At 73.1% G+C, this 20522-nt stretch carries 16 protein-coding genes; 12 read left to right on the top strand and 4 right to left on the bottom strand.

Going from position 1 to position 20522, the window contains the following annotated elements; all coding sequences use genetic code 11:
• Position 1: 1 nt before the first annotated feature.
• Complete coding sequence (locus tag C569_RS0124350) at positions 2-1834, bottom strand: thiamine pyrophosphate-requiring protein (RefSeq protein WP_018788354.1); 1833 nt, start codon at positions 1832-1834, stop codon at positions 2-4.
• On the opposite strand from C569_RS0124350, the gene C569_RS0124345 reads away from it, so the two are divergent.
• The 3 genes from C569_RS0124345 (at position 1820) to C569_RS0124335 (ending at position 6175) form a co-directional block, all read left to right on the top strand.
• The gene (locus C569_RS0124345; protein ID WP_369754024.1) at positions 1820-2749 is read left to right on the top strand and encodes a TrmH family RNA methyltransferase; all 930 of its coding nucleotides are present in this window, start codon (positions 1820-1822) and stop codon (positions 2747-2749) included. The two genes, C569_RS0124350 and C569_RS0124345, sit on opposite strands and share 15 nt — an antisense overlap.
• A 44-nt stretch (positions 2750-2793) precedes the next feature.
• Positions 2794-4245 carry an argininosuccinate synthase gene (gene argG / locus C569_RS0124340; RefSeq protein ID WP_018788352.1) on the top strand — a complete coding sequence of 484 codons (1452 nt, stop codon included), beginning with the start codon at positions 2794-2796 and terminating at the stop codon, positions 4243-4245.
• Positions 4246-4369: 124 nt separating this feature from the next.
• Positions 4370-6175, top strand: coding sequence for a PucR family transcriptional regulator (locus C569_RS0124335; RefSeq protein WP_026268589.1), 1806 nt, complete (start codon positions 4370-4372; stop codon positions 6173-6175).
• 28 nt (positions 6176-6203) lie between these two features.
• Here the strand turns inward: C569_RS0124335 and C569_RS0124330 are convergent, their stop codons facing one another.
• Positions 6204-7553 carry a hypothetical protein gene (locus tag C569_RS0124330; RefSeq protein ID WP_018788350.1) on the bottom strand — a complete coding sequence of 450 codons (1350 nt, stop codon included), beginning with the start codon at positions 7551-7553 and terminating at the stop codon, positions 6204-6206.
• Between the two features lie 87 nt (positions 7554-7640).
• On the opposite strand from C569_RS0124330, the gene murD reads away from it, so the two are divergent.
• Positions 7641-8987, top strand: a complete 1347-nt coding sequence (gene murD, locus C569_RS0124325; RefSeq protein WP_018788349.1) for a UDP-N-acetylmuramoyl-L-alanine--D-glutamate ligase — start codon at positions 7641-7643, stop codon at positions 8985-8987.
• Between the two features lie 26 nt (positions 8988-9013).
• Here the strand turns inward: murD and C569_RS0124320 are convergent, their stop codons facing one another.
• Positions 9014-9976 (bottom strand): hypothetical protein, encoded by a 963-nt coding sequence (locus C569_RS0124320; protein ID WP_018788348.1) that lies wholly within the window; start codon positions 9974-9976, stop codon positions 9014-9016.
• A 137-nt stretch (positions 9977-10113) separates the two neighbouring features.
• Between C569_RS0124320 and C569_RS0124315 the strand changes: the two genes are divergently transcribed.
• The gene (locus C569_RS0124315) at positions 10114-11409 is read left to right on the top strand and encodes an aspartate aminotransferase family protein (protein WP_018788347.1); all 1296 of its coding nucleotides are present in this window, start codon (positions 10114-10116) and stop codon (positions 11407-11409) included.
• Positions 11410-11763: 354 nt separating this feature from the next.
• Here the strand turns inward: C569_RS0124315 and C569_RS0124310 are convergent, their stop codons facing one another.
• A complete protein-coding gene (locus C569_RS0124310; protein WP_018788345.1) occupies positions 11764-12753 on the bottom strand; it encodes an N-acetylglucosamine kinase in 990 nt (329 codons plus the stop codon).
• Between the two features lie 156 nt (positions 12754-12909).
• On the opposite strand from C569_RS0124310, the gene C569_RS0124305 reads away from it, so the two are divergent.
• From C569_RS0124305 to C569_RS0124275, 7 genes are all read left to right on the top strand, one after another.
• On the top strand, positions 12910-13857 hold the full coding sequence (locus C569_RS0124305; protein WP_018788344.1) for a MurR/RpiR family transcriptional regulator: 948 nt from the start codon (positions 12910-12912) through the stop codon (positions 13855-13857).
• Complete coding sequence (locus C569_RS0124300) at positions 13854-14603, top strand: SIS domain-containing protein (RefSeq protein WP_018788343.1); 750 nt, start codon at positions 13854-13856, stop codon at positions 14601-14603. The genes C569_RS0124305 and C569_RS0124300 overlap by 4 nt, the downstream gene beginning before the upstream one ends.
• A gap of 23 nt (positions 14604-14626) precedes the next feature.
• Positions 14627-16039, top strand: coding sequence for an N-acetylglucosamine/diacetylchitobiose ABC transporter substrate-binding protein (gene ngcE, locus C569_RS0124295; RefSeq protein WP_018788342.1), 1413 nt, complete (start codon positions 14627-14629; stop codon positions 16037-16039).
• Between the two features lie 22 nt (positions 16040-16061).
• On the top strand, positions 16062-17003 hold the full coding sequence (locus C569_RS0124290) for a carbohydrate ABC transporter permease (RefSeq protein ID WP_018788341.1): 942 nt from the start codon (positions 16062-16064) through the stop codon (positions 17001-17003).
• Between the two features lie 169 nt (positions 17004-17172).
• Entirely contained in the window at positions 17173-17973 is an 801-nt protein-coding gene (locus C569_RS0124285) for a carbohydrate ABC transporter permease (RefSeq protein WP_231394883.1), read from the top strand.
• Positions 17974-18106: 133 nt separating this feature from the next.
• Positions 18107-19780, top strand: coding sequence for a bifunctional 3'-5' exonuclease/DNA polymerase (locus C569_RS0124280; protein WP_018788339.1), 1674 nt, complete (start codon positions 18107-18109; stop codon positions 19778-19780).
• A gap of 140 nt (positions 19781-19920) precedes the next feature.
• On the top strand, positions 19921-20514 hold the full coding sequence (locus C569_RS0124275; RefSeq protein ID WP_018788338.1) for an NTP transferase domain-containing protein: 594 nt from the start codon (positions 19921-19923) through the stop codon (positions 20512-20514).
• Positions 20515-20522: the final 8 nt, after the last annotated feature.

The raw sequence follows: 20522 nt of genomic DNA, 5'->3' as shown, positions 1-20522 counted from the left end.
CTCAGCGGCCCCGGCGGCGGGGCCGGTACGTGGCGAGCGCGGCCGGTACGCCGCGCCGCACGATGCCGGCCCGGTCGCTGTCGCCGCGCAGCACCGCGGCGGCGGTCTTGCGGGCCTGCTCGACGGTGAAGTGCGGCGGCAGCATCAGCTCGGCCGGGTCCACCACCGCGTTGACCACCACCGGGCGGTCCGCGTCGAGCACCCGCTGCCACAGGCCGTCCACCCGGTCCGGGGAGTCGACCAGCTCACCGCCGAGGCCCAGCACCTCGGCCCACCTGTGGTACGCCACGTCCGGCAGGTCCTGGCTGTCCGGGAACATCGGCGTGCCCTCGCCGGAGCGCTGTTCCCAGCTGACGAACGCCAGGTCCCGGTTGTTGAGCACCAGCACCACGAACCGGGGGTCGGGCCACTCCCGCCAGTACTTCGCCACCGTGATCAGCTCGTTGACGCCGTTCATCTGCATCGCGCCGTCGCCGAGCAACGCGATCACCGGCCGATCGGGGTGGGCGAACTTCGCCGCCAGCGCGTACGGCATGCCGCCGCCCATGGAGAGCAGCGTGCCGGAGAGGCTGGCCAGCATGCCGGGGCGGACCCGGACGTGCCGGGCGTACCAGGCGGTGGCGGTGCCGCAGTCCACCGCGAGCATGGCGTCGTCCGGCAGCGCGTCGTCGAGCGTGGTGAACAGCGACTGCGGGTTGACCGGCTCGGCGGGCTGGGCGGCGACCTCCCGTTGCGAGGCCCGCCACTTGCCGGTGGCGTCGGCGAGGGTGGCCCGCCAGGCGGTCGGGCCCGGCCCCGGGCCCAGCTCATCGAGCAGGGCGCGCAGCGTCGGCCCGGCGTCGCCGGTCAGGTTCACCTCGGTCGGGTAGCGCAACCCCATCCGGGTGCCGTCGATGTCGATCTGCACCGCCCGGGCCTGGCCCTCCGGCGGGTAGAACTCCGAGTACGGCATCTGGCTGCCGACGATCAGCAGCCGGTCGCACTCGCGCATGAGCTGCCAGCTCGGGCGGCTGCCGAGCAGGCCGATCGCGCCCGTCACCCAGGGCTGGCGGTGGTCGACGGCGGTGAAGCCGAGCAGCGCGGTGGCGACCCCGGCGCCGAGCCGGTCGGCGATCCGGCGAACCTCGTCCTCGGCGCCCAGCGCGCCCTGCCCGACGAGCATCGCCACCCGCTCGCCACCGCGCAGCACCTCGGCGGCGCGGCGCACGTCGGCCTCCGGCGGCACGGTCGGCTCGCTGCTCGGCACCGCGCTGGTGTGGTAGTAGCCGTGGGCGTGCGGCGGGTGCGGCACCGCCGGCAGGTCCTGCACGTCCGACGGCAGGACCAGGGCGGTCACCGTACGCCGGGCCAGCGCCGTGCGGCAGGCGCGGTCGACCAGGTGCCGGGCCTGGGACGGGTCGTCGAGCTGGGCCAGGAAGGCCGACGCCACGTCCTTGTAGAGCGAGAGCAGGTCCACCTCCTGGTAGTAGCCGCTGCCCTCGGCGGGCAGCGCGGTGTGCCCGAGCAGCGCCACCACCGGCTGGTGGTCGAGCTTGGCGTCGTAGAGGCCGTTCAGCGCGTGGATCGCGCCCGGACCGCTGGTCACCACCACGCAGCCGAGCGGGCCGCCGCCGTACTTGACGTGGGCGCCGGCCGCGAAACCGGCGGTTTCCTCGTGCCGGACCTGGATGAACCGGGCCCGCCCCTCGGCGCGTTGCAACGCCGAGGTCATGCCGTTGATCCCGTCGCCGGGATAGCCGTAGTAGCGGTGCACGCCCCACTCGGCGAGCCGGGCCACCAGGTAGTCGGCGACTGTGGCGTCGCGGGGGAGGTTGCCGTCGTGATCCGCGCCCATGGTGGTCCCTCCGTCGCCGTCGGCCTTCCGGCTCCGTTCCCCGCGCGGGGCGGCGGAAACCCGGCCCGCGCCGGAGCGGCCGGGCGGGCCGGGCAGAATCGCCTGGTGCCCGTCCACGAGATCACCGACCCCGACGACGACCGGATCGCCGACTACCGCACGCTCACCGACGTGGAGCTGCGTACCCGCTGGGAACCGCCGCACGGGCTGTTCATCGCCGAGGGGGAGCTGGTGCTGCGGCGGGCGCTGCGGGCCGGCTACCCGGCGCGGTCGTACCTGGTCGACGCCAAGCGGGTCGACCAGCTCGCCGACCTGGACACCGGTGACGCGCCGGTGTACGCGGCCACGCCCGACGTGCTGCAGCGCGCCACCGGCTTCCACGTGCACCGGGGCGTGCTCGCGTCGTTCCACCGCAAGCCGCTGCGCTCCGCCGACGAGGTGCTGGCGGCGGCCCGGCGGGTGGTGATCCTGGAGGACGTCAACAACCACACCAATCTGGGGGCGATCTTCCGGGGCGCGGCCGCGCTCGGCCTCGACGCGGTGCTGCTGTCGCCCACCTGCGCCGACCCGCTGTACCGGCGCAGCGTACGGGTCAGCATGGGCGAGGTGTTCGCGGTGCCGTACGCCAAGCTCGACCGCTGGCCGGAAGGGCTGGACCAGGTTCGGGCGGCCGGGTTCACCGTGCTCGCGATGACGCCCGCGCCGGATGCCGTACCGATGCAGCGGCTGGCCCCGGCGCAGCGGGAGCGGGCGGCGTTGCTGCTGGGTGCGGAGGGGCCGGGCCTGACCGCGGCGGCGCAGGCGGCCAGCGACGTGCGGGTGGTGATCCCGATGCGGCGCGGCGTGGACTCGCTGAACGTGGCCGCCGCCGCGGCGGTGGCGTTCTGGGAGCTGGGGCGCGAGGATTTGATCTGACGAGCGGCTTGCATGACCATGCGATGCCGTGCATAATCTTTCTTGTGTCCAAGGTTCTCACCTCCCTGCCCATCGGCGAACGTGTCGGCATCGCCTTCTCCGGCGGCCTCGACACCTCGGTGGCCGTCGCGTGGATGCGCGACAAGGGCGCCGTCCCCTGCGCCTACACCGCCGACATCGGCCAGTACGACGAGCCCGACATCGCCTCGGTGCCCGGCCGCGCGCTCAGCTACGGCGCCGAGGTCGCCCGCCTCGTCGACTGCCGCGCCGCGCTGGTCGAGGAAGGGCTGGCGGCGCTGACCTGCGGCGCCTTCCACATCCGCTCCGGCGGACGGGCCTACTTCAACACCACGCCGCTGGGCCGCGCCGTCACCGGCACGCTGCTCGTCCGCGCGATGATCGCCGACGACGTGCAGATCTGGGGCGACGGCTCGACGTTCAAGGGCAACGACATCGAGCGGTTCTACCGGTACGGCCTGCTGGCCAACCCGCAGCTGCGGATCTACAAGCCGTGGCTGGACACCGACTTCGTCACCGAGCTGGGCGGCCGCACCGAGATGTCGCAGTGGCTGCTCGAACGCGGCCTGCCCTACCGGGACAGCACCGAGAAGGCGTACTCCACCGACGCCAACATCTGGGGCGCCACCCACGAGGCCAAGACGCTCGAACACCTGGACACCGGCATCGAGACGGTCGAGCCGATCATGGGCGTCAAGTTCTGGGACCCGTCCGTGGAGATCCCCGCCGAGGACGTCACCATCGGCTTCGACCAGGGCCGCCCGGTGACGATCAACGGCAAGGAGTTCGGCAGCGCCGTCGACCTGGTGCTGGAGGCGAACGCCATTGGCGGTCGGCACGGCCTGGGCATGTCCGACCAGATCGAGAACCGGATCATCGAGGCCAAGAGCCGGGGCATCTACGAGGCCCCCGGCATGGCGCTGCTGCACGCCGCCTACGAGCGGCTCGTCAACGCCATCCACAACGAGGACACGCTCGCGAACTACCACAACGAGGGCCGCCGCCTCGGCCGCCTCATGTACGAGGGCCGCTGGCTGGACCCGCAGGCGCTGATGCTGCGCGAGTCGCTGCAGCGCTGGGTTGGCACGGCGGTCACCGGCGAGGTCACGCTGCGGCTGCGCCGGGGCGAGGACTACTCGATCCTCGACACCACCGGCCCGGCGTTCAGCTACCACCCGGACAAGCTGTCGATGGAGCGCACCCAGGACTCGGCGTTCGGCCCGGCCGACCGGATCGGCCAGCTCACCATGCGCAACCTCGACATCGCCGACTCCCGGGCCAAGCTGGAGCAGTACGCCTCCGTCGGCATGGTCGGCGGCGGCGTACCGCAGCGGGTCGTCGGCGCCGCCCAGGCGGCCTCGACCGGGCTCATCGGCGCCATGCCGCAGGGCGGCGCGGAGGCCATCGCGTCGCGGGGCGTACCCACCGCCGAGGACGAGGCACTCGACCGGGCCGCGATGGAGTTCGGCGTCGACTGACAGTCGCCTCCCGCCTGGACGTCCGCGGACCGCCGGCCCCCTCCGGGCGGCGGTCCGCGGCTCGTCCGCCGGCCCCGTGGCGCGGGCGGTCCGGGCTTCGGCAACGGTGGTGACGCAGGGTAGCGTGTCGCCCGTGTTCCCTACCGTGCGTGAGGTGCTGGACCTGGTGCCCGTGCGCAACGGCGCGCCGCGCCTGGTCGCCGGGACCGCCGGGCTGGACCGGCCGGTGCGCTGGGTGCACATCGCCGAGGTGCCCGACATCGCCACCCTGCTCGGCGGCGGGGAACTGGTCCTCACCACCGGCATCGGCCTGCCGGGCGACGACGCCGGGCTCCGCGAGTTCATCGGCGCACTGGCCGACGTCGGCGTCTCCGGGCTGGCGGTCGAACTGGGCCGCCGCTACGTCAGCGGAGTGCCCCGGGTGATGGTCGCCGCCGCCGAACGCCGCGGCCTGCCTCTGATCGAGCTGCGCCGGGGAACCCCGTTCGTCCGCATCACCGAGGCGGTGCACGCGCTGATCGTGGACGCCCAGCTCACCGAGCTGCGCGCCACCGAGGAGATCCACCAGCGGTTCACCGAGCTGTCGGTGGAGGGCGCCGAACCCGGCGAGGTGCTGCGGCAGGCCGCCGAGCTGGCCGGCTGCCCGATGGTGCTGGAGAACCTGTCCCGGCAGGTGCTCGCGTACGACCCGGCGGGGGAGAACGCCCAACTGCTACTGGACGGCTGGGAGCGGCACTCGCGGCAGATCCGCCCCGCCGGGCGCACCGCGTACGACCCGGACAGCGGATGGCTCGTCACCACCGTGGGCGCGCGGGGACAGGACTGGGGACGGCTGCTGCTGCGCTGGCCGGCGACCGAGTCCACCCCGCCGACCCGGCTGACCATCCTGGTCGAACGGGCCGCCTCCACGCTCGCCCTGGGCCGGCTGATCCGCCGCGACGCCGAGGGCCTGGAACGGCAGATCCACCGTACGCTGCTGACCGCCCTGATCGACCACACCCGCCCGGTGGACGAGGTGGCGCTGCGCGCCAAGGCGCTCGGCGTCGTCCTGGACCGCCGGCACCTGGTCGGTGTGGTGGTCCGGTACCGCGCCGACGAGCCGTCCGGTGACGCGGGCGCCCCCGACGACGAGCCCGCCGCCCGGCGCGGCGGACACCGCGAGGCCGACGCCGAGGGCCCGGAAGCCGGACCGGCCCGGCTGCGGGACCTCGCCGAAGCGGTCAGCCAGGCCGTCCGCGACGCCAAGCTCACCGCGCTGACCAGCCCGCTCGACGACCAGGCCGTGGGCGCGCTGCTCGCGCTTCCCGACCCGGCCGCCGAGGAGAAGGCGCTGGCCGCGTTCGCCGCGGCGTTGCGCCGGGTACGCCTCGACGCCGCCCCCGCCCGCCCGTCGGCGTCCCGCCTGTCGGAGCCGCCTGACCGTCCCGCCGGACGGGCCGTGGCGTCGGTGAGCGCGCGACCGGCCGACGCGCCGCCCCGGGCCGCGATCGTGGTGGCGGCCGGGTCCGGCGTCGGCAGCCTGCGCGAGGCGCGCCGGTCGCTGATCGAGGCGCGGCAGGTCGCCGAGGCGGCCCGGCGGGATCCCCGGGATCTGCCCTGCTACCGGTTGCCGCACGTGGGCCTGGCCGGGCTGCTGCACCTGTTGCGCGACGAGCCCCGGTTGCAGACGTTCGTCGAGCGTGAACTCGGGCCGCTGCTCGCCTATGACGCCCAGCACCCGCGGGAGCAGTTGCTCGGCACGCTGCGGGCCTACCTGGAGCAGGGGCGGAACAAGTCGGCCGGTGCCGCCGCCGCGCACCTGTCCCGGCCGGCGTTCTACGAGCGGCTGGCCCGGATCGGCCGCATCCTCGACGCCGACCTCGACTCGGTCGACAGGTGCCTGTCCCTGCACGTGGCCCTGCTGGCCCTGGACGCCATCCGCACCCCCTGATGGGAGCCGGGGCGGGCGGGGGAGGTGGTCAGGTCAGGGCGGTGAGGGCTTTGGCGTAGAGGGCGGGGACGTGGTTGTCGCCGCCGGGGGTGAACACGTCGGAGGTCGCCGCCGCCTGCCAGGCGGTGTCGGGCAGCGCCGCCACCAGGGCGCGTACCACAGGGGCGTCCCGCCACTGCTCCTGCTGGGCGAGCAGGCTCAGCGCAACCACCGACTCCTCCACCTCGCCCACGCACTCGAACGGCTTGTGGCCGTCGATGCCGAGCAGCTCCCGGTAGCCGGGGATCTGGGACTCGTCGGCCAGCAGGTCACCGCCGAAGATGCCGGTCAGCCGCGCCCGCGGCATGAACGGCGCCATCGCCAGGAACACGAACCGGCACTTCGGGCAGTCGCGGCACCAGCGCTCGCTCGCGTCGCGCAGCTTGAACGCGGCGTTGCAGCTGGTCACCACCGCGTCGTACCGGTCGATCTCGGCGAACAGCCGGGCGATGTGCAGCTCGGACAGGGAGCGCAGCAACGAGAAGTACGGCTCGGTGAGCCCGGCGTGCTCGGCCAGCGCCGCGCGCAGCAGCCCTTCGGCCTCGACACCCTTCGACCACTGGTGGTTGATCTCGTGGCCGTTCCAGATCAGGTTCGGGTCGGACGCGGAGCGCTCGTTGGACATCACCACCGGGCCGAGCCCGTGCAGGACGGCGGTGGCCACGGCGATCAGCGAGTTGATCGCGGTGACCGGGATGTGCCCGTTGCGCGCGCCGGCGGCGTTCAGCTCGAACAGCACCGGGTCCAGCCGTCGGCGGGCGGCCAGCGGCACCAGGTCGGACGCCTCGTTCACCGACACGATCACGTGGTTCGGGTTGACCGAGAACGGCACCGGGTCGAGGCCGGCGCGGCGCAGCGCCTCCAGCGTGACGATGGAGTCCTTGCCGCCACCCACCGCCGACAGCGGACGGCGGTCGGAGTTGTCCACCGGCGCCGCCGGGTCCACGGTGCCGGACGGCACCTCGGGACGCAGTTCCAGCACGTGCGGCAGCTCGTTGCGGTACGCGTACTCGGCGAGGCCCTTGGTGTAGACCGCGGTGACCAGCTCGACGGCGGCGGCGCCCAGCGGTGCGGGCAGCACCAGCCGGGACGGCGCGGCGGCCTTGTAGTAGCTGACACCGGCGACCACGTGCAGCAGCTCCAGCACCCGGGCCAGGGTGGCCGCGGTGGCGTCGGGGACCGGCTCAGCCGGCAGCGGAAGCGTGATCACCTCGGTGAACCGCTGTTCGCCGTCGGGACCGGTCAGGGCGTAGTCGAACAGGACCTCGCCGGTGGCGAAGTCGATCGAGTAGGACGGGAAGGTGAAGGCGTCCATCCGCCGCAGCTGCTCGTTGGGCACACGCCATACTAGGCCCTGGTTCGTCCGTCCGTGTCCGGCTGGGCCGGACCCTGCCCGCCGTGCGTCGACCGAGTCCGAGGAGTGCCCGTGCGCCTGTCTGATCTGCGCGGACGTCATGTCGCCGTCTGGGGCGCCGGCCGCGAGGGCCGGGCCGCGGTGACAGCGATCGCCGCGCACGGGCCGGCCGGCCTGGTGGTGGTCGACGACAGCGCGAACTTCCTCACGCTGCCCTGGGACGGTCCGCTCGCCGCCGCGGCGCCACTGGTCACCGGCGAGGAGGGCTTCGAGCGCCTCGCCGCCGCCGACGTGGTGGTCCGCTCGCCGGGTGTGCCGAACACCCACCCGTGGATGGTGGAACTGCGCCGCCGGTCGGTGCCGGTCACGCAGGGCAGCGCGCTGTGGATGGCCGACCACGCGGACCGGACCGTCGGGGTGACCGGCAGCAAGGGCAAGAGCACCACGTCCAGCCTGATCAGTCACCTGCTCACCGCGATGGACCGGCCGAACGTGTTCGGCGGCAACATCGGGGTGCCGCTGCTGGACCTGCCCGAGGCGGAGCTGTACGTGCTGGAGCTGTCCAGCTACCAGTGCTCCGACCTGACCGACTCGCCCCGGGTGGCGGTGGTGACCGCGCTGTTCCCCGAGCACCTGGACGCGCACGGCGGCGAGCGGGAGTACTACCGGGACAAGCTGAACCTGATCGCCCACGGCCCGCACGCCGTCGTGGTCAACGGTGCCGACCCGCGCCTGGCGGCGGAGCTGGGCGACCGGGCGGCGGTCCGGGCCGGCTCGCCGGACACCACGCACGTGGCCACCGGGCCGGACGGCACGCAGTGGTTCCACCTGCGGGACACGCCGCTGTTCCCGCGCGCCGTGCTGCCGCTGGTCGGGCGGCACAACGAGAGCAACCTCTGCGTCGCGCTCGCCGTGCTGGACGCGCTCGGCGTCGACGTGGTGACGCGCAGGGACAGCCTCGCCGTGGCGGTCGCCGAGTTCCAGGGTCTGGCGCACCGGCTCACCGAGATCGCCGACCCGTCCGGGCTCACGTTCGTCGACGACACGCTCGCCACCAGCCCGTACGCGGCCATCCACGCGATCGACGCGTACGAGGGACGGCCGCTGACCGTGATCGTCGGCGGCGCCGACCGGGGGCTGGACTACAGCCCGCTGCGCGCGCACCTGGCCGGCCGGGAGATCACCGTGATCGGCGTGCCGGACAGCGGCCCTCGCATCGTGGAGGCGCTGTCCGGGCTGCCGTCGGTGCGTACCGAGCTGGCCGACGACCTGGTCGCCGCCGTCGGGCTGTCCCGCAAGCTCACCCCGGCCGGCGGGGTGGTGCTGCTGTCCCCGGCCGCGCCGAGCTACGGCCGGTTCCGCAACTTCGAGCACCGCTCCGAGGTGTTCGCGCAGGCGGTCGCGGATACCGCCCGCTGAGTGAGCTTCGGCACCGCACGCCGGTTTCAGCCGGCCGTCAGCGTCGCGTGCAGCGCGCGCATCGACCGCAGCGCCGACCGGATCTCCTGGAGGTAGCGGCCCGGCGTCAGGGTGGGCTCCGGTACGGCGACAGCGGCGCGCGCGGCCGGGTCCACCCCGACCGTCTCGATGCCGCAGCCGTACGGCACGGCGAGCGTCCGCAGCGCGTCGCAGTGCTGGAACGGTACGTAGATCGGGGCGGTCACCATCAGCACCGGATCGTCCGCGCGCAGCCGCACGTGCTCGGCCCAGAACCGCTGCGTGTCGGCGGTGTGCGCGCGACGGCGGTCCGGTTCGCCGGACGGCGCGGCGAGCACCCGTACCGGGGGCAGCCCGTCCGGCCGGTAGGTGCGCGAGGACCAGGCCCGGTGCGGATGGCCGGCCGGGTCGCCACGCTCGTCGTCCGGCTCGTCCACCCCGAACGCCAGCCGCACCCCGGCGTCGAGGACGTCCACCTCGGTGGCGCAGCCGGGCAGGCCGGCCGCGTCGAGCGTGCGGCACTCGGCCGTGGAGAGCGGCCGGAAACTGCCCAGCACGGCCACCTCGCCGGTCACCTCGGCCGCCGCGCGGGTCAGCGCCGCCGCGTACGCGGTACGCCGCAGGCAGGCGTGCGCCAGTCCGCCGAGCACCAGCAGGTGCGCGTACCCGGATCGGGCCGGCGCGACGGCGCGGACCAGGCCCAGCGCGGCGGCGGCGCTGCGCACCAGCCCGGCGGTGGCCGGGTCGAAGGCCGGCTCCCGGGCGTCCGGGCGTTCCCGCCCCTGCCGGAAGTCCCAGCGGCGGGCGGAGAACGCGTCCAGCCCGGCCAGTATCGCCGCCAGGTCGCCGCCGGGCCAGTCGCCGCCGAAGTGCGCCACGAGGCGCCGCACCGGCGGCGACTCCACCCAGGACCTGATCCCGGCCAGGAGTCGCTCCCGCGTCGTCCCCGCCGCGCCGTCCGGCAGCCGCACCTGATCCGTCCGCACGGGGCGGATGTTACCGCCGGGCGCCGGCCGGACCTGGCGGGACGCGGCTCACGGCGGGTCTTGTCCCCGCCCCGGCCGTGGTGGGAACGTGCGGGGATCCACCTCCGCTGAAGGGTGCGCCGATGACCTCCGACGACCTGCTGGCCCGGCACCGGGCCGTGCTCCCGTCCTGGATGCCGCTCTACTACGCCGAACCGCTGGAACTGGTCGCAGGTTCCGGCCGCCGGGTCACCGACGCGGCCGGCCGGACCTATCTGGACTTCTTCGGCGGGGTGCTGACCACGATGGTCGGTCACGACATCCCGGAGATCCGGGAGGCGGTCGAACGGCAACTGCGGACGGGCCTCGTGCACACCTCCACGCTCTACCTGATCCGCGGGCAGGTCGAGCTGGCCGAGAGGGTCGCCCGGCTCTCCGGCATTGCGGACGCCCGCGTCTTCTTCACCAACTCCGGCACCGAGGCGAACGAGGCCGCGCTGCTGGTCGCCACGAACCACCGGCGCTCACACCAGATCCTCGCGGTCCGCAACAGCTATCACGGCCGGTCGTACGCGACGATGGGGGTCACCGGCAACCGCGGCTGGTCGGCCAGCGCGCTCAACCCGTTGCAGGTGGCCTGGCTGCACTCCGGCGAACGGCTGCGCGGGCTGCTGGCCCGGCTCGACGCCGCCGACCGGGTCGACGCGGCGGTCGAGGACCTGTGCGAGGTGCTCGCCACCCAGACCGCCGGCGACGTGGCCTGCCTGATCGCCGAGCCGGTGCAGGGCGTGGGTGGCTTCGTGCACGGCCCGGACGGGCTCTTCGCCGCCTGGAAGAAGGTGCTCGACGAGCACGGCATCCTGCTGATCAGCGACGAGGTGCAGACCGGGTGGGGCCGTACCGGTGAGCACTTCTGGGGCTACCAGGCGCACGGCGTGACGCCGGATCTGCTCACCTTCGCCAAGGGCGTCGGAAACGGCTTCGCCCTGGCCGGGGTGGTCGGCCGGGCCGAGGTGCTGGAGTCGGTGCCGGCGATCAGCTTCTCCACGTTCGGCGGCAACCCGGTCTCCACCGCCGCCGGCAACGCGGTGCTCGACTACCTGCTCGACCACGACCTCCAGGGCAACGCCGCCCGGGTCGGCGCGATCCTGGGCGACGGCCTGCGCGCGGCCACCGCCGGGCTGGACCAGGTCGCCGAGGTACGCGGCAAGGGCCTGATGCTCGCCGTCGAGTTCGTCCACCCGGGAACCGTGGAACCGGACGCGGCGCTGACCACCCGCGTCTTCGAGGCGTGCCGGGCCGGTGGCCTGCTGGTGGGTAGGGGCGGCCTCTACGGCAACGTGATCCGGATGGGCCCGCCGCTGACGCTCACCGAGGACGAGGCCCGGGAGGGCCTGGCGATCACGGTCGAGGCGATCCGCGCCTCGATCCGGGCGTGAGCGTCGACCTGGCCGGTACGGATAACGGATCGGTCGTGAGGTCTTGTGGTCCCCGTCGCGCTGTCGTAGAAATTCTTCATTAGAAATGAGTCTTGTGAAGACAGGCGACAGGGTGCTCACCGCCGCCGGTCTGCTGGCCACCCCCGCCGCCGGGCTGCTCACGGGGCAGTGGGAAGGGTCGAGCTGACCCGGGGTGAGCCCGAGCGCACGCCAACAGCGCCCGGCAGCGGCGGGTGGAACGTCATGGGTGTCAAACCGGCGTTCTGACACCCATGGCGTTCCACCCAACGGCCGAGCGCCGCAGCACTGCGCAGGGCGGGCGAGCGGCGCGGCCGGGGCGGCGCGGCGGTCGGGTCAGGTGGGTGGGGGGACCAGGCGGGCGTGCAAGGCCGCCGGGTCGGTCACCTCGGGCAGGTCCCGGGCGGCCAGCCAGGCCGCGGCGGCCGCCCCGTCTCCGGCGCCGTGCAACGGTGCGCCCGGCCACCGTTCGGCCAGTTCCGCGCGGACCGCCCCGGCCAGCGGGGTGTCGCCGGTGAGCAGCCCGCCGCCGAGCACCACCGGATCGGTCGCGCCGGGCGGGCGGATGCGGCAGACGCTCTCCGCCAGCAGCGCAGCGGCCTCGGCGATCAGCGAGACTGCCGTCGGTTCCCCCTCGCGGGCCGCCGACACCACGAGCGGGGCGAGCCGGGCCAGTTCCACCGGCTGCCGACGCGTCACCGCCTGCACCACGGCTCCCGCGGTGGCGCGCGGCCGAGCGTGCACCTCGGTCGTGCCGGTCAGCTCCGCCAGCACCAGGCGTCCCAGCTCACCGGGGGTGTCCGCGCGGTCCAGGTCGGTCAGCAACCGGCGAACCGCCTCCCGGCCGAGCCAGAACCCGGAGCCCGCGTCGCCGAGCAGCCAGCCGTGGCCGTCGGCGGTGCGGTCCAGCCGCAGATCGCTTACCTGGGCGGCGATCGCGCCGGTGCCGGCGACGAGCACCGTGCCGTCCGGGGCGGCGGTGCCGGAGGCGTAGGCGACGAGCGCGTCGCCGTGCACCGCGTACGGGCACCGCAGCCCCGCCTGCGCCCACGCGCTGTCGAACGCGTCGCGGCCGTGCGGGTCGGCCAGGAGGCGGCCGGCCCCGGCGAGGCCGATGACGCCGGTGCGTACCCGACCCGGGTCGACGTCGGCGAGCGCCGCGCGCAGGGCGGCGAGCAGTTCGGCGGCGGCCCGCTCGGCGCCGTGGCTGGTGGGGTTGCCGCCGCCGGCCCGACCGGCGCCCAGGCGCGTGCCGTCGAGGCTCAGCGCGGTCGCGCGGGTGGACGTGCCCCCGACATCGAGGCCGAGCACGACGGTGTCCGACATAGTTCTCATGCTGGTCGGCCGCGTCGCCAGGCGCAAGATCGCGCCGGTGCGCCAGGTAACAGTTTGAAAACTTCGCCCATGCCCTTGACACGGAGGGGCCTTCAGTAAGAACTTTTACCACTAACAGTTAACACTCTTTCCGAAAGGCTTCCGCCGATGGCCGAGCACGAGGTGGAGACTTCCGCGGCGACCGCGGTGGTCGATGCCGTTCCGGCCGACCGGCTGGGCGCCGACGGGGTGCTGGCCCGGGTGCGGGCCGGTACGGGGGAGTTGACCGGCGCGCTGCGCCGGGTCGCCGAGCACGTGCTCAGCGACCCGGAGGCAGCCGCCCGGGCGACCATCGTCGAGCTGGCCGAGCGCAGCGGCACGTCGCCGGCGACCATCACCCGGTTCTGCCGGGCCATGGGCTTCGAGGGGTACGCGGACCTGCGGCTCGGCATCGCCGCCGAGACCGGGCGGGCCCGCTCGGCCGGCTGGACCGTCGACATCGGACGGGAAATCCAGCCCGGCGACCCGCTGTCCCGGGTGCTCGACCAGATCATGGCCGCCGACACGCGGGCCATGCACGACACCGCCGCGCTGCTGGACCTGACCGAGGTGGAACGGGCTGCGGTCGCCATCGCCGGGGCCAGCCGGGTGAACATCTTCGGCGCCAGCGGCAGCGCGCTCGTCGGCGAGGAGATGCAGTTCAGCCTGCACCGCATCGGCGTCGCCGCGTGGGCCTGGAGCGACGTGCACGAGGGACTGGCCAGCGCCGCGCTGCTCGGCGCCGGGGACGTCGCGCTCGGCATCTCGCACACCGGGCAGACCCGGGAGACGATCGAGCTGCTCGCCGAGGCCGGCAGCCGCGGGGCCACCACGGTCGCGCTGACCGGCTTCCCCCGCTCGCCGCTGGCCGAGCTGGCCGACATCGTCCTGGTCACCGCCAGCCAGGCCACCACGTTCCGGCCGGACGCGCTCTCCGCCCGGCACCCCCAGCTCGTCGTGCTCGACCTGCTCTACATCGCGGTGGCGCAGCGCACCCACGACCGCGCCCACGCGGCCTTCCGGCGTACCGCCCAGGCCGTCGACGGGCACAAGGCCGCCAAGGGGGCCCTCTCATGATCAGTGCCCAGCGGTACGCCGACGCGGTCCGCCCGGTGCTCGACCGGCTGGTGGACAGCCAGGCCGTGGCGGTGGACCGGGCGGCCGACCTGATCGCCTCCGGCCTGCGCGCGGGCGGCGTCCTCCAGGCGTTCGGCGCCGGCCACTCGGAGGCGTTCGCCGCCGAGCTGGTCGCCCGGGCCGGCGGCCTGGTCCCGGCCAACCGGCTCTCCCTGCACGACCTCGTGCTGCACGGCGACGCGCCCCGCGACGTGCTCGCCGACCCGAAGCTGGAACGCGACCCGGCCGTGGCGCACCAGCTCTACGCCCTGGCGGCGCCACAGCCGGAGGACGTGTTCGTGGTCGCCTCGCAGTCCGGCATCAACGGCTCGGTGGTCGAGCTGGCGACGCTGGTCAAGCGCGGCGGCCATCCGCTGATCGCGGTCACCTCGGTCGAGCACACCGCCCGGGTAGCTCCTCGGCACCCCTCCGGGCACCGGCTCGCCGACCTCGCCGACGTCGTGCTGGACAACGGCGCGCCGTACGGCGACGCACTGCTGCCGCTCGAGGGCGGCGGCGCGGTCTGTGCGGTCTCGTCGGTCACCGCGGCGCTGCTGGCGCAGCTGCTGACCGCCGAGGTCGTACGACGGTTCCACCAGGCCGGAGAGGTACCCCCTGTCTACCTCTCCGCCAACGTCCCCGGTGGGGACGAGCACAACCTCGCCCTCGAGTCGCGGTACGCCGGGCGTCTCCGGCGGACCGCCTGACCCGACCCACAAGGAGAGACAAGATGTCGGTTTCCCCCGAGAAGTTCGGCGACGTCAGCCGGCGGACCCTGCTGCGGCGGGCTGCAGCGGCCGGTCTGCTGGCCGCACCGGCGGCGGGTCTGCTGAGCGCGTGCGCCGGCAGCGAGCCGAGCAAGTCCGACGGCGGCGGCGCGGCCAAGAGCAAGGACAACCCGTTCGGCGTCAAGGACGGCAGCGCGGTCAAGGTGGTCGTCTTCAACGGTGGCCTGGGCGACCAGTGGGCCAAGGAAGACAAGGTCATCTTCAACGCCAAGCACCCGAACGTCACGGTCAACATGTCTTCGACCCAGAAGATCAAGACCGAAGAGCAACCCAAGATGGCGACGCAGCCGAGCGACCTGGTGATGAACTCGGGCGCCGACATGATGGACCGCAGCACGCTGATCAACGAGGGCGCGATCGAGTCGCTGGACGACCTGCTCACCGCGCCGGCCTGGGACAGCGAGGGGACGGTCGCCGACAGCCTGCTGCCGGGTACCGTCGCCGACGGTACGCAGAACGGCAAGTTCTACGTGGTCAACGTCGCGTACACGGTCTGGGGCAACTGGTACAACGCCGCGCTGTTCTCCAAGGAGGGGTGGACGGCGCCGACCACCTGGGACGATTTCTTCGCGCTCGCGCCGAAGATCAAGGCCAAGGGCATGGCGCCGTACGTGCACGACGCGGTGCACGGCTACTACCCGCGCTGGGCGCTGTTCGCCAGCATCTGGAAGGCGGTCGGCAAGCAGGCCGTCGTCGACATCGACAACCTGAAGGACGGTGCCTGGAAGGCCGACGGCATCGTCGCGGCGCTGGAGCCGTGGGAGAAGCTGGTCAAGGACAGGCTGCTGCTGCCGGGCAAGCTCGACCACACCCAGTCGCAGCAGGCGTTCCTGGACGGCAAGGCGGCCTTCATCCAGGTCGGTACCTGGCTGAAGAACGAGATGGCCGCGACCATCCCGCCGGGCTTCGAGATGACCATCTCCGACTACTGGAGCAAGAGCGGGGACAAGGCGGCCAAGGACGTCTTCGCCTCCTCCGGCGAGGGCTTCGTGGTGCCGAGCAAGGCGCCTAACAAGGAGGCCGCGAAGGAGTTCCTGCGGGCCATCCTGTCCAAGGCCGGTTCGGCGAAGTTCGCCGAGCTGACCAAGTCGCTGGCCTCCACCAAGGGCTCCGGTGACAACGTCCAGGACAGCGCGCTGGCGTCGGCGAACTCGCTGATGAAGAACGGCAGCTCGGACCTGATCTCGGTGAAGTTCCCGGACTTCTACGCCGACCTGGACAAGGAGAGCCAGAACCTCTCCGAGGAGCTGATGGCCGGCCGCCTGACCGCGCAGCAGTTCGTCGACAAGATGCAGGCGGCCGCCGACAAGGTCGCCAAGGACTCGTCGATCAAGAAGCAGACCCGCACCGCCTGATCACCGCGAGGAAGTGAGTCCAATGCGGCACGGAGTCGCGCGTTTCGTCACGGGCTTCCTGGCCCTGCCCGTCGCGCTGTACCTGTTCTACGTGGTGTGGCCGTTCGCCCAGGCGGCGGGATACTCGCTGACCGACTGGGGCGGGTACTCCGATTCCCAGCGCTTCGTCGGGCTGGACAACTACGTCCGGTTGTTCTCCGACGAGCTGATCCGGAAGGCGTTCTGGCACAACGTGTTCTTCCTGGTCACCGTGCCGCTGTTCACGATCGCGCTGGCCCTGTTCCTCGCGTTCCTGCTCAACGTGGGCGGACGCGAGGACAGGGCCGGCATCCGCGGGGTGTTCGGCTCCGGGATGTACAAGGTCATCTTCTTCTTCCCGCAGGTGCTGTCGCTGGTGGTCATCGCCGTCATGTGGCAGCAGATCTACCGCACCGACGGGCAGGGCCTGATCAACGGCCTGCTCATCAAGATCGGGCTGGTCGACGCGGACAACCCGATCGCCTTCACCGCCGACCCGGAGCCGTTCCTCGGCGTGCCGGCGGTGCTCTGGTGGCTGCTGTTCATCGCGGTGTGGAGCGGCGCCGGCTTCTACATGGTGCTGTTCTCCGCCGCGATGCAGTCGATCCCGAAGGACATCTACGAGGCCGCGATCCTCGACGGCGCGGGCCGGTTCCACACGTTCTTCAGGGTGACGCTGCCGCTGCTGCGGGACAGCGTCTCGGTCGCCTGGGTCTATCTGGGCTTCATCGCGCTGGACATGTACGCGCTGGTCTTCGTCATGACGCCGAGTCAGGGCGGACCGAACCACGCCAGCGAGATCTTCGCCTCGGTGATCCAGTTCAACGCGTTCCAGAAGGGCCAGTTCGGTTACGCCTGCGCGATCGCCGTCGCGCTGGCCATCTTCACCATCCTGCTGGCCGCGCTCCAGCTGAGGATCACCCGCCGTGAGCGGATCGAGTTCTGAGGAGGTCTGGACGATGAGCACGGTGACCCACACCTCCGGCCCGGCCCGGTCCGACACGGCGCCGCCGGACCGGCCGCCGACGGATCGGAGCGCGAAGGACGTCGGCAACGGCTTCGGCGGCCGGATCTTCAACGGCTTCTCACACCTGTTCCTCGCGGTCTGGGCGATCATGGTGGTCTACCCGCTGCTGTGGGTGGTGATGTCGGCGCTCAAGACCGACTCCGAGGTGATCCGCGAGCCGCTGTCGCTGCTCCCCGACGCCTTGCAGTGGGACAACTTCGCCCGCGCCTGGACCGCCGGGATCGACAGCTTCTTCCTGAACACGCTGCTCGTGCTCGTGTTCAGCGTGACGCTGACGATGCTGCTGGGCTCGATGGCCGCGTACGCCCTGGCGCGCTACGGGTTCCGCGGCAACCGCCTGATCTACTGGATGTTCCTGTCCGGGCTGACGCTGCCGATCTACCTGGCCGCGGTACCGCTGTTCAAGGGCGTCTACAACACCGGGGTGAGCCTCCCGCTGCTCGGCCCGAACAAGCACCTCATGCTGATCCTGGTCTACGTGGCCTGGTCGCTGTCGTTCACGATCTTCTTCATGCACTCGTTCTTCCGGACGCTGCCCGACTCGATCGCCGAGGCCGCCCAGGTCGACGGTGCCTCGCACACCCGCACGTTCTTCAGCGTGATGCTGCCGATGGCCAAGCCGGGCCTGATCAGCATCGGCATCTTCAACGTGCTCGGTCAGTGGAACCAGTGGTACCTGCCGACGCTGCTCATGCAGTCGGTCTCCGGCGAGCCGAAGAACCAGGTGATCGCCCAGGGGCTGATCGAGCTGTCGGTCAACCAGGGCTACAAGTCCGACTGGTCCGGACTGTTCGCCGGCGTCACCATGGCGATGCTTCCGGTGCTGATCGTGTACATCGTCTTCCAGCGTCAGGTGCAGTCCGGCCTCACCGCCGGAGTCAGCAAGTAACCCCCCGGACGTAAGGAAGGGCCCCTTGTTAACGCTGGGCGTTAACAAGGGGCCCTTCCTCTACCGCAGGCGTTAACAGGGGGCCCTTCCTTCCACGCGGAGCGTGTCAGGGGCACCGGGCAGAATCGAGTCCGTGCTGGTGGCGGTGGAGGCGGACGAGCGGGGCGGCGGCGTGCTGCAATCGCTGCACGCCGACGGCACCCCGTCCGGCCCGGCCGAGGAGGTGGCCGACCTGGCCGCCGCGGTGGCCGCCCGGGAGGCCGCCGGGCACCCCCGCTGGCTGTGGGCCGCCTGGGCGGGCGTCTACCCGGCGCTGCTGCGTGCCGGGGTGCGCCTCGACCGCTGTCACGACGTCGAGCTGACCGAGGCGCTGCTGCTCGGGCACGCGGGCCGGTGGGGTGAGCCCCGCGCGCTACCCGCCGCCTGGGCCCGCGTGACGGACGCGCCGGTCCCGCCGGACCCGGCGCCCCGCCCGCCCGAGCCGCCGGGCCACACCCAGGCCGCGCTGTTCGCGCCGCCGTCCGGCCCGCCCGGTCCGGGCATCACGGCGTTGACCCGGGTGTACGCCGACCAGCTCGCCCGGATCGCCGCGACCACCCAATTCGGCCGGTTCCGGCTGCTGGTGGCCGCCGAGTCGGCGGGCGCGCTGGTGGCCGCCGAGATGGGTGCGGCCGGGCTGCCGTGGCGTGCCGACGTGCACGACGCGATTCTGGCCGACCTGCTCGGCGAGCCGTCGCCGGTCGGCGGGCCGCCGCGCCGGCTGGCCGAGTTGCAGGCCCGGATCGCTGACGCGTTCGGCGTACGCCAGGTGCACGCCGACTCGCCCGCGGAGCTGTTGCGGGCGTTCGCCCGCGTGGGCGTGGATCTGCCCAACACGCGCGCCTGGGTGCTGCGCGGGGTGGAGCACCCGGCGGCGCCGCTGGTCCTGGAATACAAGGAGCTGTACCGGATCTGGACGGCGCACGGCTGGGCCTGGCGCGACGCCTGGGTCTCGGGCGGCCGGTTCCACCCGGAGTACGTACCAGGCGGTGTGGTCTCGGGCCGCTGGGCGACGCGCGGGGGCGGGGCGCTGCAGATCCCGAAGGTGATCCGGCGGGCGGTGGTGGCGGACCCGGGCTGGACGTTCGTGGTGGCCGACGCGGGTCAGCTCGAACCGCGCGTGCTCGCGGCGGTCTCCGGCGACGAGCGGCTTGCCGCGGCGGGCGGCGCCGGTGACCTGTACGCGGCGCTGGCCCGGGATGCGTTCGCCGGCGACCGGGCGAAGGCCAAGGTGGCCCTGCTCGGGGCGATGTACGGGCAGACCGGCGGGGCGGCGGTGCCGGCGCTTGCGGTGCTGCGGAAGAACTATCCGACCGCGTTCGGCTACGTGGAGGCGGCGGCGCGCACCGGTGAGGCGGGCGGGCTGGTCCGGTCGTGGCTGGGCCGCACCTGCCCGCCCGGGTCGGCGGGGTTCGCCGAGGGCGAGGAGCCGATGCCGGACGGCGGGGCCGATCCGCACAGCCCGTCGGCTCGGGCGGCCCGCTCGCGGGGGCGCTTCACCCGCAACTTCGTCATCCAGGCCACCGCCGCCGAGTGGGCCTCCACGCTGCTGGCCACGCTGCGGACCGAGCTGGCCGGTACGGAGGCGGAGCTGGTGTTCTTCCAGCACGACGAGGTGATGGTGCACTGCCCGGCCGGGCAGGCAGCGGCCGTCGCCGAGGCGATCACCGCCGCCGGCGCGCGGGCCACCCGGCTGCTGTTCGGCGACACGCCGGTGCGGTTCCCGCTCGACCTGTCCGCAGTGGACTGCTACGCGGACGCGGCATAGTCACGCAATTTTCCGTTTTGCCCCGCTACCCGCTCTCGGTCGCGCTCGTTGGGCCCGGTGTGCGTACGACGGGACGGACCGGGCGGCTGTGCCCGGTCCGTCCCCTGATCGAGGGGGCACCGCTGAACCGGATCGCTGCAATGATCATCGCCGCCGGTGGCGGCCGCCGCATCGGCGGACCCGAAGCGCTGCTGCACCAGGGGGAGAAGCCGCTGGTCAGCCAGATGATCGACACGATGGCCGAGGCGGGCTGCGCACAGGTCGTGGTCGTCCTGGGCGCGGCGGCCGAGCAGGTGCGACGGAGTACCGACCTGAGCGGCGCCACAGTCGTGGTCAACCGTGCCTGGGGCACCGGCGTCGGCTCCTCTATCCGGGCCGGGCTCGCCGCGCTGACCGACGACGACATCGAGGCGGTCGTCGTGGTGCCGGTGGACATGCCCGGGCTCACCGCGACAGCGGTCCGCCGGGTGACCGCACTGCCGTACCCGGACGTGCTGGTCTGCGCCACCTACGACGGGCTGCGCGGCTACCCGATGCTGTTCGGCCGCCGCCACTGGTCCGGCATCGCCACCCTGGCCAGCGCGGACGTGGGGGCGCGGCCGTACCTGCTGGCGCACAAGGACCAGATCGTCGACATCGCCTGCGACTCGGTGGCCGACGGCAGCCGGATCGACAGCCCGGAGCTGATGGCGCTCTACGGCCTGTCCATCCCCGAACAGCGCGTCGGCGCCTGACGCGCGCC

It is taken from the genome of Micromonospora sp. CNB394, assembly GCF_000374985.1.
In the GTDB taxonomy this organism is placed as follows: Bacteria; Actinomycetota; Actinomycetes; order Mycobacteriales; family Micromonosporaceae; genus Micromonospora; species Micromonospora marina.
This window is presented reverse-complemented; position numbering and strand designations above follow the sequence as displayed.